This window comes from Luteimonas fraxinea, assembly GCF_021233355.1.
In the GTDB taxonomy this organism is placed as follows: domain Bacteria; phylum Pseudomonadota; class Gammaproteobacteria; order Xanthomonadales; family Xanthomonadaceae; genus Luteimonas; species Luteimonas fraxinea.
On the sequence record NZ_CP089507.1, the window covers coordinates 1285609 to 1304890 of the forward strand.

18 protein-coding genes are annotated in these 19282 nt (G+C 68.5%); 17 read left to right on the forward strand and 1 reads right to left on the reverse strand.

The features are described 5' to 3' along the window. Positions 1-48: 48 nt before the first annotated feature. The 17 genes from flgK (at position 49) to LU699_RS05880 (ending at position 18589) form a co-directional block, all read left to right on the forward strand. Positions 49-1938 (forward strand): flagellar hook-associated protein FlgK, encoded by a 1890-nt coding sequence (flgK, locus tag LU699_RS05800; protein WP_232134107.1) that lies wholly within the window; start codon positions 49-51, stop codon positions 1936-1938. Between the two features lie 9 nt (positions 1939-1947). Continuing rightward, entirely contained in the window at positions 1948-3150 is a 1203-nt protein-coding gene (gene flgL / locus LU699_RS05805; RefSeq protein WP_232134106.1) for a flagellar hook-associated protein FlgL, read from the forward strand. A 516-nt stretch (positions 3151-3666) separates the two neighbouring features. Then, positions 3667-4635, forward strand: a complete 969-nt coding sequence (locus tag LU699_RS05810) for a flagellin N-terminal helical domain-containing protein (RefSeq protein ID WP_232134105.1) — start codon at positions 3667-3669, stop codon at positions 4633-4635. Positions 4636-4842: 207 nt separating this feature from the next. Continuing rightward, positions 4843-6198 carry a flagellar filament capping protein FliD gene (gene fliD / locus LU699_RS05815; RefSeq protein WP_232134104.1) on the forward strand — a complete coding sequence of 452 codons (1356 nt, stop codon included), beginning with the start codon at positions 4843-4845 and terminating at the stop codon, positions 6196-6198. A 2-nt stretch (positions 6199-6200) separates the two neighbouring features. Further along, positions 6201-6593, forward strand: a complete 393-nt coding sequence (gene fliS / locus LU699_RS05820) for a flagellar export chaperone FliS (RefSeq protein ID WP_232134746.1) — start codon at positions 6201-6203, stop codon at positions 6591-6593. Positions 6594-6596: 3 nt separating this feature from the next. Beyond that, entirely contained in the window at positions 6597-6905 is a 309-nt protein-coding gene (locus LU699_RS05825) for a hypothetical protein (RefSeq protein ID WP_232134103.1), read from the forward strand. Further along, the gene (locus LU699_RS05830; protein WP_232134102.1) at positions 6902-7489 is read left to right on the forward strand and encodes a PilZ domain-containing protein; all 588 of its coding nucleotides are present in this window, start codon (positions 6902-6904) and stop codon (positions 7487-7489) included. Before LU699_RS05825 ends, LU699_RS05830 begins: the two co-directional genes overlap by 4 nt. A gap of 93 nt (positions 7490-7582) precedes the next feature. Then, positions 7583-8212, forward strand: coding sequence for a response regulator (locus LU699_RS05835; RefSeq protein WP_232134745.1), 630 nt, complete (start codon positions 7583-7585; stop codon positions 8210-8212). A gap of 496 nt (positions 8213-8708) precedes the next feature. Beyond that, entirely contained in the window at positions 8709-10109 is a 1401-nt protein-coding gene (rpoN, locus tag LU699_RS05840) for an RNA polymerase factor sigma-54 (RefSeq protein ID WP_425491105.1), read from the forward strand. Further along, on the forward strand, positions 10109-11608 hold the full coding sequence (locus LU699_RS05845; protein ID WP_232134101.1) for a sigma-54 dependent transcriptional regulator: 1500 nt from the start codon (positions 10109-10111) through the stop codon (positions 11606-11608). Before rpoN ends, LU699_RS05845 begins: the two co-directional genes overlap by 1 nt. 57 nt (positions 11609-11665) lie before the next feature. Then, positions 11666-12028 carry a flagellar hook-basal body complex protein FliE gene (gene fliE, locus LU699_RS05850; protein WP_232134100.1) on the forward strand — a complete coding sequence of 121 codons (363 nt, stop codon included), beginning with the start codon at positions 11666-11668 and terminating at the stop codon, positions 12026-12028. 66 nt (positions 12029-12094) lie between these two features. Next, positions 12095-13804: a flagellar basal-body MS-ring/collar protein FliF gene (gene fliF / locus LU699_RS05855; RefSeq protein WP_232134099.1), complete on the forward strand. Its 1710-nt coding sequence runs from the start codon at positions 12095-12097 to the stop codon at positions 13802-13804. A gap of 13 nt (positions 13805-13817) precedes the next feature. Next, on the forward strand, positions 13818-14804 hold the full coding sequence (fliG, locus tag LU699_RS05860) for a flagellar motor switch protein FliG (RefSeq protein WP_232134743.1): 987 nt from the start codon (positions 13818-13820) through the stop codon (positions 14802-14804). Positions 14805-14821: 17 nt separating this feature from the next. Then, a complete protein-coding gene (locus tag LU699_RS05865) occupies positions 14822-15418 on the forward strand; it encodes a FliH/SctL family protein (RefSeq protein ID WP_232134098.1) in 597 nt (198 codons plus the stop codon). A 2-nt stretch (positions 15419-15420) separates the two neighbouring features. Continuing rightward, positions 15421-16857, forward strand: coding sequence for a flagellar protein export ATPase FliI (gene fliI / locus LU699_RS05870; RefSeq protein WP_425491106.1), 1437 nt, complete (start codon positions 15421-15423; stop codon positions 16855-16857). Between the two features lie 5 nt (positions 16858-16862). Then, on the forward strand, positions 16863-17309 hold the full coding sequence (gene fliJ / locus LU699_RS05875) for a flagellar export protein FliJ (RefSeq protein ID WP_232134097.1): 447 nt from the start codon (positions 16863-16865) through the stop codon (positions 17307-17309). Continuing rightward, positions 17306-18589 carry a flagellar hook-length control protein FliK gene (locus LU699_RS05880; RefSeq protein ID WP_232134096.1) on the forward strand — a complete coding sequence of 428 codons (1284 nt, stop codon included), beginning with the start codon at positions 17306-17308 and terminating at the stop codon, positions 18587-18589. The genes fliJ and LU699_RS05880 overlap by 4 nt, the downstream gene beginning before the upstream one ends. 53 nt (positions 18590-18642) lie before the next feature. Here the strand turns inward: LU699_RS05880 and LU699_RS05885 are convergent, their stop codons facing one another. Next, positions 18643-19254: an REP-associated tyrosine transposase gene (locus LU699_RS05885; RefSeq protein ID WP_232134095.1), complete on the reverse strand. Its 612-nt coding sequence runs from the start codon at positions 19252-19254 to the stop codon at positions 18643-18645. Between the last annotated feature and the right edge of the window lie 28 nt (positions 19255-19282).

Consider the following 19282-nt stretch of genomic DNA (forward strand, 5'->3'; position numbering starts at 1 on the left):
TCGCTCGGCAACCGCAGGTCGACCGGGCCGCGGTACTAAAGGATTCCGATGACCGGCATGCTCTCCACTGGCAGTTCCGCCCTCCTCGCGTTCCAGCGCGCGCTGGGCACGATCAGCCACAACGTCGCGAACTCCACCACCGAGGGCTACAGCCGCCAGCGTGTGGACATGGCCGCGCGCGCGGGCACGCCGCAGGCCGGTGGCGGCTACATCGGCCAGGGCGTCGATGTCGCGCGCCTCCAGCGTCTCGCCGATGGCCTGGTGTTCGGCCGCCAGATCGACAGCAGCGGCGAGGTCGGTCGACTGGCCAGCCTGTCGTCGATGGCGACGCGCGTGGACAGCCTGTTCTCCGACGGCTCGACCGGTCTGTCGCAGCCGTTCAATGCATTCTTCAATGCCAGTCGCGGCGTTGCTGCCGATCCCACATCCACGACGGCGCGCAGTGCGCTGCTGGCTGCGGCGCAGGCGCTGACCACGCGCTGGAATTCGCTCGACACGCAGCTGTCGACGATCGAAGCCGAAACCAATGCCAGCCTGACCGGCAAGATCGGCGACGCCAACCAGCTGATGCGCGAGATCGCCGACCTCAACAAGGCGATTGCCGCGAGCGGCCCGTCGGCCACGCCGGACATGCTCGATGCGCGCGACCTGCGCGTGGGCAAGCTCGCCAACCTCACCGGCGCCAGCGTCATCAAGGCCGACGACGGCTCGCTCAACGTGTTCACCCTCGGCGGCCAGCCGCTGGTGCTCGGCGCCAAGGCGTCGACGCTGACCACGCTGCAGGATCCGTATCAGCCCGACCGAATGCAGCTGGGCCTCGACACCGGCAACGGCACGCCGGTGCGATTGGCCGACAGCAATGTCTCCGGATCGCTCGGCGGCCTGCTCGAGTTCCGTGGCCGCGTGCTCGATCCGGCGCGCAACGAGCTGGGCCGTCTCGCCACCGTCTTCGCGACCGAGTTCAACGCCGCGCAGCGCGCGGGCGTGGACTACAACGGCGATGTCGGCGCCGACCTCTTCACCTTCTCGCCGCCGCGCATCGCCGGCAACGCGGCGAACACCGGCTCGGCCGCGTTCCAGACCGGCATCGCCGATGCGGGCGCGCTGAAGGGCCAGGACCTGACCCTGCGCTTCGACGGCAGCAGCTGGACCGCGCAGCGCAGCGATGGCGCGCCGGTCGCGATGACCGGCAGCGGCACCGCGGCCGATCCCTTCGTGGTCGAGGGCGTGTCGCTGGTGATGAGTGGCAGCGCGGCCGCCGGCGATCGTTTCGCGTTGCGCCCGACCGCCGACGCGGCCGGCAGTCTGAAACTCGCGTTCAACGACCCGGCGAAGATCGCCGCCGCCAGCGCGATGACGTCGACCAGCGATCTCGGCAATCTGGGGAACGCGCGCGTCGCCTCGACCAGCGTGACCAATGCCTCAGCCTTCGCCGGCTTCAACGGCGCGAGCATCGAATTCCTCGACAGCACCCAGTACACGGTCGACGGCGCCGGTCCGTTCACGTGGACGCCGGGCAGCCCGATCAGCGATCCCGACGGCGCGTGGTCGATCACGCTCGCCGGCACGCCGTCGCCCGGCGACGGCTTCACCCTCGGCCGCACACCGGCGCGCTCTTCGAGCAACGCCAATGCACTCGTGTTCTCCGGCCTCGATACCGCGGGCACGCTCAATGGCGGCACGGTCTCGCTGACCGTCGGCCTGAGCGAACTCGTCGCCAAGGCCGGCGTCGAAGCGCGCCATGCCTCGCTCGGACTCGAAGCGCAGCAGGCGATCGATGCGCAGGTCACCGCCGAGCGCGAATCGGTCAGCGGCGTCAACCTCGACGAGGAAGCCACCAATCTCATGAAGTACCAGCAGGCCTACCAGGCGGCGGCGCAGGTCCTCAAGACCGCCGACACGCTGTTCCAGACCCTGCTGGTCTCGGTCAGTCGATAAGGGCCTGCCATGACACTCCGCCTGTCCACCGCCGGCATCCATCAGCAGGGCCTGTCGGCGCTGCTGCGTCAGCAGTCGAACGTCGCGCGCGCGCAGCTCGAACTGACCACGCAGCAGAAACTCATCAACGGCGCCGACAATCCGTCGGGCATGGCGAACGCCAAGCGCCTCGAACACGCGCTGTCGACGCTGGAACAACAGGACAAGGACTCGGCGCTGATCGAACACCGCCTGCGCACGCAGGAGCAGGCGCTGACCGATGTCGGCACGCAGCTCGATCGTGCGCGGCAGCTGACGGTGCAGGCCGGCAACGGCGCGCTGTCGGATGCCGATCGCGCCTCGATCGCCGGCGAACTGCGGCAGATCAAGGACGCGATCATCGCGATCGGCAATCGCGACGATGGCACCGGAAATCGCCTGTTCGCGGGATCGCGCGACGGCGTGTCGCCGTTCGTCGTCGATGCGAATGGCGGTGTCAGCTACATCGGCGACGACGGCCGCAATCAGGTCGAAGTCGCGCCGGGTCTGCGCGTCGGCGATACCGATCCCGGCAGCGACCTGTTCCTGCGCATCCGCACCGGCGACGGCCTGAGCCGCACGACCGCGGGCGCCGGCAACACCGGCAGCGGCGTGATCGGCAGTGGCGCGGTCACCAACACCGCGACCTGGGGCGGCCGCAGTCTGACCGTGCACTTCACCGCGCCCGATGCCTACGAGCTTCGCGACAATGCCGGCGGCGTGGTCGCCAGCGGGCCGTACGTCGCAGGCACGTCGATCTCCGCCGCCGGCATCCAGATGACGCTCAGCGGCGCGCCTGCGGCCGGTGACACGTTCACGATCGCGAAGGCACCGACGCAGGACGTGTTCGCGACGATCGAAACCCTGGCCGACGCACTCGACGCGCCGGCGATCACGGCTGCCGAGAAAGCCACGCGACAGAACGCGATCCAGGCCGCACTCGGCGACATCAGCAGCGCACAGGATCACTTCCTGTCCGCACGCAGCGACACCGGCACGCGCCTCGCCGCACTCGACGACGCGAAGGACGGTCGCGGCGCCTACGGTATAGGCTTGGAAACGATGCTGTCGAACCTGCGCGACGTCGATCCGACGGAGGCCGCGAGTCGTCTCGCATTGCAGTCGACTGCACTCGAAGCCGCGCAACGCACGCTGATCAAGGTGCAGCAGATGTCGATCTTCGATCTGCTGTAACGCGGCGTCTACCCTCACCCCAACCCCTCTCCCAGAGGGAGAGGGGCTCGGTATCGCGCGCGTTTGCTTCGTAGCCCCTCTCTCTTTGGAAGAGGGGTTCGGATATCGCGAGCGTTTGCTTCGTAGTCCCTCTCCCTCTGGGAGAGGGGTTGGGGTGAGGGCTGACGCTCAAGCGAACCCCGACTTCCCGCCCCAAGTCGTCGCGAGCCACAGGCATCGCCACGGTGGACTTCGCTGCGCTCTACCCATCCTACGCAGCGTCAACGCGCACGACGCACGCCTGCGTCCAATCGAACGCGCGCGCATCAGCTGCAACGACGCCCGCCTATCACCTTCCCCGCTCCGACAACAGCCTTTCCAGCCGATCGCCGAAAAATATTTCGCGATCCGCCCTAAAGGATCCCCCGGGGGTGCCGTTATCCATGTCAGCAGCGGCGAGGGCCAATCCCGGCCAACACCCTGCGGAACCGGCAAGGCCCCTCGTCGCCGCCGGACCCAACCTCCAGGAGAGCTTCCATGTCCCAAGTCATCAACACCAACGTGATGTCGCTCAACGCCCAGCGCAACCTGAGCGCGTCCGGCAACGATCTCGCCACCTCCCTGCAGCGCCTGTCCTCGGGCCTGCGCATCAACAGCGCCAAGGACGACGCCGCCGGCCTCGCGATCTCGCAGCGCATGACCAGCCAGATCCGCGGCATGGACCAGGCCGCACGCAACGCCAACGACGGCATCTCGCTGGCGCAGACCGCCGAAGGCGCGCTGACCTCGATCGGCGACAACCTGCAGCGCATCCGTGAGCTGGCCGTGCAGGCCGCCAACGGCACCAACAGCGACACCGACAAAACCGCGTTGCAGGCCGAAGCGACCCAGCTGAGCTCGGAAATCGCGCGCGTTCTCGAGAACACCAAGTTCAACGACACCAAGCTGTTCGCGACCACCGGTACGGGTGCCAGCGAAGTGACGATCCAGGTCGGCGCCAATGCAACCGAGAACGACCAGATCAAGATCAGCCTGTCGAACCTCGCGACGCTTTTCGGGGCGGCCAACACCGCTGCAGTGGCTGGCACGCCGGGTAGTCCTGCTATTCCGGCCGTTCCGGCTGATCCGGACGCAACTCCGCCGGTGGTTGGATCGGATGCGGTAGATGCCGTGGACGCAGTTCCGGGCACGCCTGGCGGCATCAACATTCTCGACGCCGGCACCATCGGTGCCAACAATGTGCTGACCGCGGTCGACGGCTACCTGGCTTCGGTCAACTCCACCCGCGCCGACCTCGGCGCCGTGCAGAACCGCTTCAGCTCGGTCGTCTCCAACCTGTCGGTGAACTCCGAGAATCTGTCGGCCGCCCGCAGCCGCATCCAGGACGCGGACTTCGCCAAGGAATCGGCTGCGCTGACCCGCAACCAAATCCTGCAGCAGGCCGGTACCGCGATGCTGGCCCAGGCCAACCAGAGCTCGCAGAACGTTCTCAGCCTGATCCGCTGATCGCAACACCGGGGCGTGGCGTTCTCGCCACGCCCTGTTCCGCTGCGGCTTCGATGCCGCGGCCGCAGCGGAACAGGGCGACACGACTCGATCCGTCTCATCTTCATCGCCAGACAGGGCCGTCATGACCACAGACTTCGACATCGCCATGCAGCAGACCGGTCGCCCGGCGCGCGCAGGCGTGTCGCGGGCTGGAGGCCATCGCTGATGGCCGGCCTGGGCACCGTTGGATCCGGCCTCGATCCGGCGACGACAGCGCAGCAACTGGTCGCCGCCGAGCGTGCGGTCGCGGACAACCGTCTCGCGCGGACCGAAACCAAGATCAAGTCCGAGGTGTCCGCAGTCGCGACACTTCGCTCTGCAATGTCGGCCCTGCAGTCCGCGATCCGCACGCTGTCGACACCTGCCTCTTCGCAACCGCGTACCGTGGGCCTGTCGACCACAGGCGCGTTCACTGCGTCTGCCGCGTCTGGCGCCCCGTCCGGCCAGTTCCAGGTCGAAGTGAAGCAACTTGCCAGCGCGCAGAAGCTCGCATCGGGGCCGCTCGATACTGAAGCAGCCAAAGCAGTCGGCACCGGCACGCTGTCGATCTCCGCCGGCACGCACCAGTTCGACATCGAGATCGTCGATGGCAAGAACTCGCTGGCCGACATCCGCGATGCGATCAATGCGAAGGCGGCCGGCAAAGGTGTGCAGGCCACGCTGGTCAACGGTGATGGCGGTGCGCGCCTGGTTCTGGGCGCGGTCGACAGCGGCAAGGCAAATGAGATCACGGTCAGTGCGAGCGGCGGCGACGGTGGCCTCGCGAAGCTGACCTACGACGGCACCGGCACCGGCACAGGTGTCATGACGCAACTGGTTGCCGCGGAGGATGCGGTGATCGTTCTCGACGGCATCATCCGCACTAGCGCCTCCAACACCATCACCGATCTGTTGCCCGGCATCAGCTTCACCCTGACCGAAGCGAAGCCGGGCACTTCTGTGCAGATGACTGTCGGCATCGACACCGCGGCCCAGCTGGCATCGGTGAAGACGTTCGTCGAGAAATACAACGCCGCGCTGTCGACGATCACCAGCCTGACGTCCTACAACGAAACCACGAAGACCGCTGCAGCGCTCAACGGCGACGCGATGGTCCGCGGGATGACGCGCCAGCTGCGCGATATGGTCGGCAGCGATGTTACCCAGCTCAAAGCCATGGGGATCGAGATCGCAAAGGACGGCAAGTTGACGCTGAAGGAGGCCGACTTCACCGCGGCGGTCGCCAAAGATCCCGCAGTCGTGGGCAAGGTGTTCGGCGCCGGCGATACGCTCGGCACCAGAATCAACAAGCAGATGACCGATCTGCTCGCGTTCGACGGTCCGCTCAAGACCCGCGACGAAAGCCTGACCCAGCGCACCAAGAACCTGACCCAGCAGCGCGACGCACTTGACCGGCGCATGTCGTTGGCCGAGGCGCGCTACAAGGCGCAGTTCATCGCGCTGGACACGCTGGTGACCAAGCTCCAGAGCAGCAGCAACTTCCTGACCCAGCAACTCTCGTCCTCGACGAGTGCCTCGTGAGAATGAATATGCACGCGCGCAATCTCGCCAACCAGTACAAGCAGACCGGCGCCGCCAGTGCGGCGCTCGATGCCAGCCCGCACCAGCTGATCGCGATCATGCTGTCGACCGCGCGCGAGCGCATCCGTCTGGCGCTGGCCTGCCTGGAACGTGGCGACGTGCCGCGCAAGGCGCATGCGATCACCGATGCCTGCGCGATCATCGGCGGCCTCAACAGCTCGTTGAATCTCGAAGCCGGCGGCGAGATCGCCGATGGACTCTCGGCGCTGTACGACTACTGCCAGCGTCGCCTGCTCGAAGCCAACCTCAACAACGATGCCTCGCCGCTGCGCGAGATCGATGACATCCTCGGCGACATCGAAGGCGCCTGGCGCCAGATCGCACCCAAGGACTGAACGATGTCGTCCCAGCCGCCCGCGCTCGATCGCGTACCCGACCTGCCGGTCAAGGATGTCCGCGCGGCGATCGCCGCCGAAGACTGGGACACCGCTGCGGCGCTGCTCGATTCGCATCACGGCGAGATCGTGTTCGCGCTGGCCAAGGTCGATCTGAAGGTCGTCGCGCGCCAGCCCTGGCTGGACCTGCTGGCCGCGCATGGCGTACTGATCGAGGAACTGCGCGGCGCCCGCGATGCGGCTTCTGAAGAACTCGCGCGTCTGGGTCATGGACGCCGCGGCGCCAACGCCTGGCTGCGGGCACTCGCATGAGTGCGGTCGATCTTCCGACGCTGACGCCGGAGCAGGCGCACGAGGCGCTGTTCGGCGACATCCTCACCTTGCACGAAACGCGCTCGGCAACCTTCCTGCCCGGCGCGCTGGACGACGCCAGCCGCGATCGTCTGGCGCTGCAGGGCGAAGCCCTGCTACGCGGCCTCGCGGTCATCGACGACGGAGCGCCGCGTGTCGAGGATCCCGAGCATCCGGCCGATCCCGCGCTGCTGCGGCTCGAAGCCAAGCTCGATGTGTTGACCCTGCTGATGACCGGCTTCGCCGCCGCGCAAGGCGCACTCGACGCGCCCGTGGGCCTGGTGTGGTCGGCGCGGGGCGCCGAGGTGCAGGTGCGCGGCGCGTTCGCGGTCGGCACCGAAGGCACGTTCCGTATGTCGGCCAGCGACTGGTTGCCGACGCCGCTGATGGTGCCGGCGACGGTCATCGCGAGCGCCGCCGGCGACGGCGAGGTCACGCGTGTCTGGTTGTGCTTCGGACCGCTGTCGCCCTCGCTGTCGGACGCGCTCGAACGCCACGTGTTCCGCATCCATCGCCGCGAGGTTGCGGAGATTCGCCGACGTTGATCGCACTCCGCACGTGATGTCCAGCCTGTCGCACGGTCTTGATCTTCGTTAAGGTACAGACCGGGGGACACAAGGAGTGGGGTCACGGACGTGATTCGGGTACTGATTTGCGACGACCATGCGCTGGTGCGCGCGGGCGTACGCCGTCTGCTCGAGGCAATGGACGGCGTCGAAGTGGTGGGAGAGTCCGGCAACGCCGACGACGCGGTCATGCGCGCGCGTCAGACGCTGCCCGACATCGTGGTCCTCGATCTCTCGTTGAAGGGCCGCAGCGGATTCGATGCGCTGGCCGAACTGCGGCTGGCCGTGCCCGAGAGCCAGGTCGTGATCCTGTCGATGCACGAAGACGTGCTGCACGTCCGCGAAGCGCTGTCGCGCGGCGCGCTCTGTTACGTGGTCAAGGATGCGCCGCCGGCGGAGCTGGAAATTGCCCTGCGCGCCGCGTCCGCCGGCCGCACCTTCCTCAGTCCGCAGGTCTCCGCGCCACAGCTGCGCAGCTATCGCGCCGAGCGGGCGCCGGGCGATGTCGAAAACCTGCCGCGACGGCAGCGCGAGATCCTCAACGCCCTCGGCGCCGGCCGCAGCACCAAGCAGATCGCCGCCGATCTGGCGATCAGCATCAAGACCGTCGAAACCCACCGCTCGCGGATGATGGAAGCGCTCGGGTGCCGGAATGCCGGCGAACTGCTGCGCATCGCGATGCGGCACCACGATCGGCCCTGAGAGGCACCAAAGCGCGTTTGCGGCCGGGTCGAGCCCAGCGAAACCCATCGCGCGGCGCCTGCAGATCGATGGCGTCGGAAACGCGTCGTTGCGACGGGTGTTTCTCACCTAACCAAGCCGATTTCCAGGCGTCAGCACCGGCGTTTCGCCGGGCTTCGCTGCGCTAAACCCATCCTCCGGGCGGGTTGCAGGCGGGCCACCCCTACATGGAGTCCCGCGGCACGCGTCTTGCCAGATGCGTCCGTCAATTCGAACTGCACGCGAAAAGCGCCGAAAACCCGACTTGTGATCGCCATCACACGTGACGCGCCGCGTCATTCCGCGTCACTTCACATGGTTTTCACGTCATTTTCACGACACAAAGTCAGGGCCGCCCCTACACACCTACAGGTACGCCCTGAATAGGCGCCGGGTTTGCCCCGATTCGTGCGCCGACATCCCGACTTCACGATATCTCCACTGGCTGACGGGGTGTCGGCCGAGGGGATTCGAAGTGATCAAGGGCACTCTTCGCGCCGGGATGGCGCAAGGCGTCAATCTGACGCCGCAACTCCTCCAGTCCATCCGCCTGCTGCAGCTGACCTCGCAGCAGCTGGCCACCGAACTCCAGCAGACCCTCGAGCGCAATCCGCTGCTCGAACAGGACGAGCCGGAGCTGGACACCGAGACCCCCGAATCCGATATCGCCGGCTTCGAAGCCGCGGCCTGGGACGAACTGCCCGAGCCGGCCTTCCTGTCGGGCATGGGCAGCAACGGCAGCGCCGGCGGTTTCGATGACGACGCCACCGCGCGCATCGCCGACGGCGAGTCCACCGACATGCGCCAGCGCCTGCTCGCGCGCCTCGCGCTGGACTGGGCTGCCAAGGATCTGCCGCTGGCCGCGTTCTGGCTTGATCGCTGCGACGACAACGGCTACCTCGAGCAGTCGCTCGTCGAGCTGCTGGCCGAAGGCGAGACCGAATTCCCGGGCCGTGGCGACGATCTGAACATCGCGCGCCAGCGTCTGCTGCACGGCGAATGGCCGGGCATGGCCGCGAGCGATCCGACCGAGTGCCTGTCCGCGCAGCTGCGCGTGCTCGCCCCCTCCGACGCCCGTTCGCTGGCGCTGCGCATCCTCGCCGATCACGTCGGCCTGCTGGCCGCGCACGACGATGCCGCGCTCGCCGCCGCGCTGTCGGTGGATGTCACCGCGGTGCGCGATGCCGTCGCCCTGATCCTGTCGCTGCGCGCGCATCCGGTCGAAGCACCGGCGTCGATCGAGGACAGCCACATCATTCCCGACGTCGTCACCTGGCACGCCGGTGGCGCCTGGCGCGTCGCGCTGGGCCGTCACACCACGCCGCGCGTGCGCATCAGCGCGCACTGCGAGCGCGCGCTCGCCGGCAGCGACCACAGCGTGCTGCGCGGTCTGCTCGACGAGGCCCGCTGGCTGGTCCGCGGCCTGGCGATGCGCAACGACACCCTGTTCCGCACCGCGCAGCTGCTGGTCGAGCGTCAGCGCGGTTTTCTCGAACAGGGCGACGAGGCGATCCTGCCGCTGACCCTGCGCGAAGTCGCCGATGCGATCGGCGTGCACGAATCCACCGTCTCGCGAATCGTCGCCGGCAAGTACATCCAGACCCCGCGCGGCACGATCGAACTCAAGCGCCTGTTCGCGGTGCGCCTGGAAGGCGCCGACGTGTCGGGCAGCGCGGTCCGCGCGATGGTCAAGCGCCTGATCGACGATGAGCCGCGCCATGCGCCGCTGGCCGACGACGTCATCGCCGGCATCCTCGCCCGCCAGGGCGTGCGCATCGCCCGCCGCACCGTCGCCAAGTATCGCGACCAGCTGTCGATCGGTCCCGCCAAGGCCCGCCACTCCAACCGTCCCGTCGTCGCCCTGCAGGTCGCTGCCTGATGAACACCGCCCGCATCCTCGTGATCGAACAGGACATGGAGCGCGCCGAGCGCGTCGCCACGCTGCTCGAGTTCATGGAGTACACGCCGCGCATCGTCGCCGGCCTCGAGGACCTGGACCTGACCCGTGCGCGCGCCGAGGACTGGCTGGCCGTGGTCGTGGGCGACATCGACGAGGCCGAGCTCGCCGGCTTCGCCGCGTGGCTGTCGAAGCAGTCGCTGCACCCGCCGGTACTGGAACTGCCGGGCCATGCGCCCGACGCCGCGTGGCGTTCGCGCCTGCACCGCCAGTCGGTGTGGTCGCTCGACTTCCCGCTGCGCCGCAGCCAGCTGCAGGACTGCCTGCAGCGCGCGGCGATCAACCATGCCGAAGCGCAGGCACGCGCCGCGCGCCCGCAGAGCGGCCCGACCGGCCACAGCGCCGGCGTCGTCGCGCTCAACCGCATGATCGATCAGGTCGCCCCGCACGACACCACCGTGCTGATCCTCGGTGAGTCCGGCACCGGCAAGGAAGTCGCCGCGCGCGCCGTGCACGAGCGTTCCGCCCGTCGCGAGAAGCCGTTCGTTGCCGTCAACTGCGGCGCCATTCCCGCCGATCTGCTCGAGAGCGAACTGTTCGGCCACGAGAAGGGCGCGTTCACCGGTGCACTGACCCAGCGCAAGGGCCGCTTCGAGATGGCCGAAGGCGGCACGCTGCTGCTCGACGAAATCGGCGACATGAGCCTGCCGATGCAGGTCAAGCTGCTGCGCGTGCTGCAGGAACGCTGCTTCGAACGCGTCGGCGGCACCGGCACCATCAAGTGCAACGTGCGCGTGATCGCCGCGACCCATCGCGATCTGGAATCGCGCATCGAGAACGGCCAGTTCCGCGAGGACCTGTTCTACCGCCTCAACGTGTTTCCGATCGAACTGCCGGCGCTGCGCGAGCGCACCGAGGATCTGCCGTCGCTGATCGCGGCGATCTCGCGCCAGCAGGCCGAGCAGGGCCGCGGCCAGGTCACGCTGTCGCAGGACGCCGTCGCCACGCTGCAACGTCACCGCTGGCCGGGCAACGTGCGCGAACTGTCGAACCTGCTCGAGCGTCTGGCCGTGCTGCACCCGGCCGGCACCGTGCGCGCCATGGATCTGCCGCCGCGCTACCGCGCAGCGATGCCGACCGGCGAACTGCTCGACGAAGCGCCGGTGCTGCGCCAGATCGCCGAACCGGAAGCGCCGATCGCTCGTCTCGTCGCCGCACCGTCACCGGCGATGCCGAACGCAGGTGTCGATATGACGACGGCATCGTTCGATGCGCTGCCCAGCGAAGGCATCGATCTGCGCGACCACATCGCCGCCATCGAACTGCAGCTGATCCGCGCCGCACTCGCGCAGGCCAATGGCGTCGTCGCACATGCGGCGCCGCTGCTGGGCCTGCGTCGCACGACGCTGGTCGAGAAGCTGCGCAAGTACGGCATCGACCGCGAAGCCGACACCACCACGGCAGCTGCGGCAGGTTTCTGACGAGCCGCTGGCACGGGAATTGCCTGAACAGCGTAGAGCCGCTGCGAAGCCACCCCGATGACCGACGCCATTTCTTCGATCCTCAGCCAGATCCGTGCGCACGAAACCCGCGCGCGTGGCGATGTCGGCAACAGCAATGCGATCGACACCGGTCTCGGCAACGCCCAGCTGGGCCGCGTCGACAGCGGTACGAAGGCACCGGGATTCGGTGAGCTGCTGTCGGGCGCGATCGACAAGGTCAGCCAGACCCAGGCCCACAGCAGTGCGATGCAGACCGCGTTCGAACTCGGCGATCCGCGCGCGGATCTCGCCCGCACGATGGTCGCGATGCAGCAGTCGTCGGTCGCGTTCCGCGCCACGGTCGAGGTCCGCAACCGCCTCGTCCAGTCCTACCAGGACGTCATGAACATGCCGGTGTAAGTGCGACACGCCTGACCGTTCCGCCCCGCTCTTCCACCTTCATTTCCGACTGCCGAATTCCCGCCCATGAGCGCCGTCCCCGTTCCCAACTCAGGACTTCCGAAGGCCGCCGCCGCACTGCGCGACCTCGGCCGTTTCCAGGACATTCCGGTCGTGCGCCAGGCGGGCCTGTTCCTGCTGGTCGCGGCGACCATCGCGCTGGGCCTGTGGCTGTTCTTCTGGACCCAGAAGCCGGACTTCGTGACGGTCTCGGCCGGCCTCGACGCCAAGTCGACCAGCCAGGCCGCCGACACGCTGCGCACTGCGCAGATTCCGGTGCGCCTCGACGCCGCGACCGGTGGCCTGTCGGTGCCCGCCGACCAGGCCGGTGCCGCGCGCATGGCGCTGGCCTCTGCCGGTCTGACCGCCGCCGGCCCGGCCGGTTTCGAATCGCTGCAGGGCGATCAGGGTTTCGGCACCAGCCAGTTCGTCGAGAACGCGCGCTACCAGCACGCGATGGAAATCGAACTCGCACGCACCATTTCCAATCTGCGCCCGGTGCGCGAAGCGCGTGTGCATCTCGCGATTCCGAAGCCGTCCGCTTTTACCCGCCAGAACGAGCCGGCCAGCGCGTCGGTCGTGCTGCAGCTGCATTCGGGCCAGGCGCTGGAGCAGAGCCAGATCGATGCGGTCGAGCGTCTGGTCGCGTCCAGCGTGCCGGACCTCTCGCCCGAGCGCGTGACCGTCGTCGACCAGTTCGGTCGCCTGCTGTCGAATCCCGATCCCGACAGCGCCGAAGCGATCACCGGCAAGCAGTTCGAACAGCAGCGCCGCCAGGAAGCGCTGTACGTGCAGCGCATCGAGGAACTGCTGGCGCCGATGACCGGCCCCGGCCGCGTCAGCGCCAAGGTCAGCGTGGACATGGACTTCGCGACCACCGAGCAGGCCAGCGAAACCTACGGTCCGCAGGCGGCGATCGTGCGCAGCGAGCAGCTCTCCGAAAGCGGCAACCTCGGCGCGACCACGCCCGCGCAGGGCGTGCCCGGCGCCGTCGCCAACACGCCCAACGCGGCCAACACCACCAATCCCGCCGACCCGCCGACGCAGACCGCGCAGGCCACGGCCACCGGTCCGGGCAGCCGCAGTTCGACGCGCAACTACGAGATCGATCGCACGCTCACCCACACCCGCCAGGCCGTGCCGCGCATCCGCCGTGTCACTGCCGCGGTGCTGGTCGACAACGTCGCCGGCACGCCGGGCGCCGATGGCGCAGCGGTCGCCGCGCGTCCGCTCAACGAAGCCGAAATCACCCGCATCGAAACCCTGGTGCAGCAGGCGATCGGTTTCGATGCGCAGCGCGGCGACGCGGTGTCGGTGGTCAACGCACCGTTCGCCCGCGAAGCGATCGAAACACCGGCCGGCCCGCCGATCTGGCAGGACCCGCAGATGCTGCAGATCGCGCGCATGGTGCTCGGCGGCCTTGCCGTGCTGCTGGTGATCGTGTTCGTGCTGCGTCCCGCCTTCCGTCAGCTGATCGGCACACGTCAGCGCGCCGCGGGCAGCGAACTCGTGCCCGCGGGCGCCGGTGCCGGCAGCAACAACCTCGGCACCGTGACCGCCGAAGTCGTCGACGACGACGACGTGCCGGTCAAGCTCTCGCCCGCCTATTCCCCGAAGCCCGCGCTGCCGCCGGCGCCGGGCTTCGACCAGAACCTGCGGACCGCGCGCGACGCGGCGAGCGCCGATCCCAAGCGCGTGGCCCAGGTCGTGCGCGAGATGGTGGCTTCCGATGGCTGATGCATCCGACTCCCTGAGTGGCACCCAGCGCGCCGCCGTCGTGCTGCTCTCGCTCGGCGAAGCGCAGGCCGCTGAAGTGCTGCGCCACATGGATGCCAAGGACGTGCAGAAGCTCGGCGTCGCGATGGCGACCGTCGGCGACATCTCGCACCGCACCGTCGAGCGCGTGATCGGCGAGTTCGCCGACGTGATCACCCAGCCGGCCAAGATCGGCGATGGCGCCGACGAGTACGTGCGCGCGGTGCTGATGCAGGCGCTGGGCGAAGAACGCGCCAGCGGCGTCATCGACCGCATCCTGACCGGCCAGAACACGCCCGGCCTCGACGCGCTGAAGTGGATGGAACCCAAGGCGATCGCCGATCTCGTGCGTCACGAGCATCCGCAGATCATCGCCATCGTGCTCGCGCATCTCGACGGCGACCAGGGCGCGGAAGTGCTCAAGTGCCTGCCCGAAGCGCTGCGCGGCGACGTGCTGATGCGCGTGGCCACGCTCGACAGCATTCCCGCGCACGCGCTGACCGAACTCAACGACGTGATGGCGCGCCAGTTCTCCGGCACCCAGACCGCGAAGCCCGCGGTCGTCGGCGGCGCCAAGGTCGCGGCCAGCATCCTGAACTTCATGGACGCTGGCAGCGACGAAGCGCTGCTGCAGTCGATCAGCGAAGCCGACGGCGCGCTGGGCGACGAGATCCGCGATCTGATGTTCACCTTCGACAATCTGGCGACGATGGAAGACCGCACGATGCAGGCGATCCTGCGCGAGGTGTCGTCCGACACGCTGGCGCTCGCGCTGCGTGGCGCCGATCCGCGCGTGCGCACCAAGGTCACCGGCAACATGTCGCAGCGCGCGGCCGAGATCCTGATCGACGACATGGAATCACGAGGCCCGGTGCGTCTGGCCGAAGTGGAAGCCGCGCAGAAGGAAATCCTCGCGCAGGTGCGCAAGATGGCCGAGTCCGGTGACATCACGCTGCAGACCCGTTCGGAGGACTTCGTCTGAACGCCGTCGCGATCAACATGGACAACGCCGAGCGCTGGATCGCACCGGGTTTCGGCGAAGCGCCGCGTGCGGTGCCGCGCGCCGCCGACGTGCCGCGCCCACCGACCGCCGCCGAGATCGAAGCACTGCGCGACGCCGCGCAGCAGGACGGCCACGCGGCCGGTTACGCCGCCGGTCTCGCTGCGGGCGAGGCCGAAATCCAGCGCCGCATCGCGCAACTGCAGGGCGTGCTCGACGGCTTCACCCGACCGCTCGCGCGGCTGGACGGCGAAGTCACCGATGCACTGTCCGACCTCGCCGTGCGCATCGCCGGTGCGCTGGTCGGTCGCGCCTATGCCGCCGATCCCACCCTGCTCGCCGATCTGGTGCGCGAAGCGCTCGACGCGGTCGGCAGCGCCACGCGCGAAATCGAACTGCGTCTGCAGCCTGACGACTTCAACGTGCTCGCGCCACATCTGTCAGGCCTCGCCGGTGTGCGCGTGACGCCTGATCCGTCGCTCGGCCGCGGCGAACTGCGTCTGCACAGCGAAGGCGTTCGCATCGACGGCACCGTCGCCGCGCGCATGCAGGCCGTGCTCGACACGCTGCAGGCCGACGAAGGCGACGCGCCATGATGATGAGCCCGGCGATGCAGGCGACGGCGATCGCCGCGCACGACGACACACTCGCCGGCTGGCATGGCGCGCGCAGTCTGCGCCTGGCCGAACGCCTGCGCGGCGCGACGCCGGATGTCGAATATCGCGGTCTGGTGCGCGAAGGCGTGCTGCGTCGCGCGGTCGGGCTGACGCTCGAAGCCTCCGGTTGCACGGCGCCGCTGGGTTCGCGCTGCCGTGTCGCCACGTCCGGCGACCGCTGGGTCGATACCGAAGTCGTCGGCTTCTCCGGCGACCGCACCTTTCTGATGCCCACCGGCGATCTGCAGGGCCTGCTGCCGAATGCGCGCGTGCTCAGCACGCGTCGCAAGGGCGAGGTCGCGGTCGGCGAAGGCCTGCTCGGCCGCGTCATCGACAACGATGGCGAACCGCTGGACGGCAAGGGTCCGATCCGCGCCGAGAGCTACGTGCCGCTCGCCGGCACGCCGATCAATCCGCTGTCGCGCCAGCCGATCGAAGAATCGCTTGACGTCGGCGTGCGCGCGATCAACGCGATGCTGCCGATCGGTCGTGGCCAGCGCGTCGGTCTGTTCGCCGGCTCCGGCGTGGGTAAATCCACCCTGCTCGGCATGATGACCCGCTTCACCCAGGCCGACGTCATCGTCGTCGGTCTGATCGGCGAACGTGGCCGCGAAGTGCGCGATTTCGTCGAGGCCACACTCGGCGAAGAAGGCCTGCGCCGCGCCGTCGTCGTCGCCGCACCAGCCGACCGGCCGCCGCTCGCACGCCTGCACGGCGCATTGCGCGCGACCGCGATCGCCGAGTGGTATCGCGACCAGGGCCTCGACGTGCTGCTGCTGATGGATTCGCTGACGCGATTCGCCCAGGCGCAGCGCGAGATCGGCCTGTCGGTCGGAGAGCCGCCGACCACGCGCGGCTATCCGCCGAGCGTGTTCGCCAAATTGCCCGCACTCGTCGAACGCGCCGGCATGGGCGCCGACGGGCACGGCTCGATCACCGCGTTCTACACCGTACTCACCGAAGGCGACGACCAGCAGGAACCGATCGCCGACGCCTCACGCGCGATCCTCGACGGCCACATCGTGCTGACGCGTCGCATCGCCGAGTCCGGCCAGTACCCGGCGATCGACATCGAACAGTCGGTTAGCCGCGTGATGCAGGACATCACCGACGCGCCGTGGCGCGAGCGCATCCGCAAGCTCAAGCGCCTGATGGCAGCGCACGGCGCGCAGCGCGATCTGATCGCGATCGGTGCCTACCAGCGCGGCAGCGATCCGACCGTCGACGAAGCCCTGCAGCGCTGGCCCGCGATCCAGCATTTCCTCGGCCAGGACGTGCGCGAATCCGCCGACGTGCCAGCCAGCCGCGACGCACTCGCACGCCTGCTCGATGACGCCGCCGGTCAACCCTTTCCGCTCAACCCGACCCACGGGACCTGATCACCATGCGTTCGCAACGACTCGACCCGCTGATCAAGGTGGTGCAACAGCGCCAGGACGAGGCCGCGCGCCGCGTCGCCGAGCGCGAGAAAGTGGTGCGCGAGCAACAGGATCGCCTCGAAGCGCTGCGCCGCTACGCCGACGAATACGCTGCGTCGCCCGGCTCGGTCAGCATCTCGCCGGCGCTGCTGGTCAACCGCATGGCGTTCCGCGAGCGCCTCAATGCCGCGGTCGTGCAGCAGGCCGGCATCGTCGATCACAGCCGCCAGGTCAGCGATGTCGAACGCGCGCGTCTGATGCTCGCCAGCCGCGAAACGCTGGTGCTGGAAAAGCTCGCCGACAGTTACCGCGCGCAGGAAGCCAAGGTCGAACAGGCCAAGGCCCAGCGCGAACTCGACGAGATCGGCGGCCGCCGTCCGCGCAACGCCGCGACCGCGGAGGACGTGGCATGAGCGGCTCGTCGCCCCTGCATCTCTTCGCCGCGACACCGGCGGTCGCCGCGACTGCTACGCCCGCACGTACCGGCGTCGCGCCGGACGCGATCGGCACCGATTTCGCACGCGTCGCGGCCGATCTCGCAGCCGCCCTGCAGATGGGTGGTGATGCGCCGACCACGCGCCCCGTTCCCGTCGACCCGAATGCCCCCATGAACCCGATGCTGACCGCCGGCGGCCCGTCGCCGCTCGTGCAACCCGGTGTGCCGACGACGCGACACGCGACGCCGATCGAAGCGCGGCTCGATGCGCGTCTGGTCGTGCCTATGGAGACCGCGGCGATCGATCCCGCATTGCTCGCGCTGCCGACAGATGCCGCCGCGTTGCTGCCGACGCTGCCGCAAATGAGTGAGCGCGATGTCGTCGCCGTGTCGCCGGACGATACGCTGTCGCAGCAGATGTTCGCCTTGCTGTCCGGCCTCGCGCCGCCGACTGCGCCCGTTGAATCGACGCCAGCGACCGACGCAGCCGATCTGCTCGCCGGCATGCGCGCACCCGTATTGCCCGCGCAGGCGCTGCCGATCGCGAACGCACCCCCCGCCGCGACACCCGATGCCGGTGCAGGCGCGATCGATCTGTCATCGCTGCTGTCCGAACTGCCCGCGATGCCGCGCGCGAACGAAACCGCTGCGGTTGCTGCACCGATCGCAGCTGCGACGGCAGCGCAGATCGCACTCGCCGCATCGCAGGATGTCGAACGCGAAGATGCCGGCGCGATCGATGGCCTCGAGTCGCTGCCGCCCGGCGTTCCGCTCGCCGTACACGGCTCCACCCGCGGACCCAGCGCGCCGTCGACGGTGATGCCGCCGGTACAGATGCCCACCGACCTCGACGCCGGCTTCGACGACGCCCTCGGCGCCCGCGTGGCCTGGGCCGCGGAGCAGAAACTCGGTCATGCCGAGATCCGCCTCAATCCCGAACACCTGGGCCGCATCGATCTGAAGATCCAGCTCGACGGCACCCGCGTCTCGGCCGAATTCGCCAGCGCCAACGCCGACGTACGCCAGGCGCTGGAAGCGACGTTGCCGAAACTGCGCGAGATGCTCGGTCAGCATGGCCTGCAGCTCGGTCAGGCCGATGTCGGCCAGCGCCAGCAGAACGCACCGCAGTCGCAGGGGCAGAGTGCCTTGGGCTTCGGCGGTACCGGCTTCGGCGATGAGGGCGCGAGCGCGAATGTCGCGACATCGACGCCGGCGCCGGTGCTGCGCAATCGCGGGTTGCTGGACGAGTACGCCTGAGTTTCGCATCACTGCGAGATGGCATTGATGGGTTTCGCTGCGCTCTACCCATCCTACGGTCGCGCCGCCATGCCTTTGTAGGATGGGTAGAGCGCAGCGAAACCCATCACCTGCAAACCGGAACGGCCAAGCTGTTTCCGTTCGCCAGAATTGTTCGCGTCGGATGCATCTCCCGCCCAGCTAGGTGGCAGGACGCCGCGCCGCACATATCGATGGAAGCTCGACCACGGCCAATCCACGACACACGCCACGTGTCCGTGCTTCACCGGATTGAAATGGATGTAATCGACATGGCGCATGAAATCCGTCTCGTCCCGGATTCGGTGCTCCCAATACCGACGCTGCCAGACGCCACGCTCGCCAGCCGACGCCCGGCTCCGTGATCGAGGCTCACCCGCATCGAGGCCCCGCGAGAACGCTGCCTTGATCAGTCGCCAACGCAGCGGATAGTCCGCATCGTCTGCCGGCAGGGTCCAGATCGCGTGGAGATGGTCCGGCAGCACCACGATCGACTCGATCTTGAAGGGATGCCGTTCGCGAACGGATGCGAACGCAGCTCTGAGCACGGCGATCCGCTCGACGAGCAGGCGTTGCCGCCGATCGGCGAGATTGACCGTGAAGAACCAGGTGGCGCCTGGCGTGTGATCGCGTCGGTAGCGGGTCATCCTTGACCTCGGGCTCCAGGTGATGGGT

Coding starts and splice junctions, on each gene's coding strand:
- LU699_RS05825 (WP_232134103.1), top strand. CDS start 6,597: ATGTCGTCCCAGCCGCCCGCGCTCGATCGCGTACCCGACCTGCCGGTC.
- fliJ (WP_232134097.1), top strand. CDS start 16,863: ATGCGTTCGCAACGACTCGACCCGCTGATCAAGGTGGTGCAACAGCGC.
- fliE (WP_232134100.1), top strand. CDS start 11,666: ATGACCGACGCCATTTCTTCGATCCTCAGCCAGATCCGTGCGCACGAA.
- LU699_RS05885 (WP_232134095.1), bottom strand. CDS start 19,254: ATGACCCGCTACCGACGCGATCACACGCCAGGCGCCACCTGGTTCTTC.
- fliI (WP_425491106.1), top strand. CDS start 15,421: ATGAGCCCGGCGATGCAGGCGACGGCGATCGCCGCGCACGACGACACA.
- flgL (WP_232134106.1), top strand. CDS start 1,948: ATGACACTCCGCCTGTCCACCGCCGGCATCCATCAGCAGGGCCTGTCG.
- flgK (WP_232134107.1), top strand. CDS start 49: ATGACCGGCATGCTCTCCACTGGCAGTTCCGCCCTCCTCGCGTTCCAG.
- fliS (WP_232134746.1), top strand. CDS start 6,201: ATGAATATGCACGCGCGCAATCTCGCCAACCAGTACAAGCAGACCGGC.
- LU699_RS05865 (WP_232134098.1), top strand. CDS start 14,822: ATGGACAACGCCGAGCGCTGGATCGCACCGGGTTTCGGCGAAGCGCCG.
- fliD (WP_232134104.1), top strand. CDS start 4,843: ATGGCCGGCCTGGGCACCGTTGGATCCGGCCTCGATCCGGCGACGACA.
- fliF (WP_232134099.1), top strand. CDS start 12,095: ATGAGCGCCGTCCCCGTTCCCAACTCAGGACTTCCGAAGGCCGCCGCC.
- LU699_RS05810 (WP_232134105.1), top strand. CDS start 3,667: ATGTCCCAAGTCATCAACACCAACGTGATGTCGCTCAACGCCCAGCGC.
- LU699_RS05880 (WP_232134096.1), top strand. CDS start 17,306: ATGAGCGGCTCGTCGCCCCTGCATCTCTTCGCCGCGACACCGGCGGTC.
- LU699_RS05845 (WP_232134101.1), top strand. CDS start 10,109: ATGAACACCGCCCGCATCCTCGTGATCGAACAGGACATGGAGCGCGCC.
- LU699_RS05830 (WP_232134102.1), top strand. CDS start 6,902: ATGAGTGCGGTCGATCTTCCGACGCTGACGCCGGAGCAGGCGCACGAG.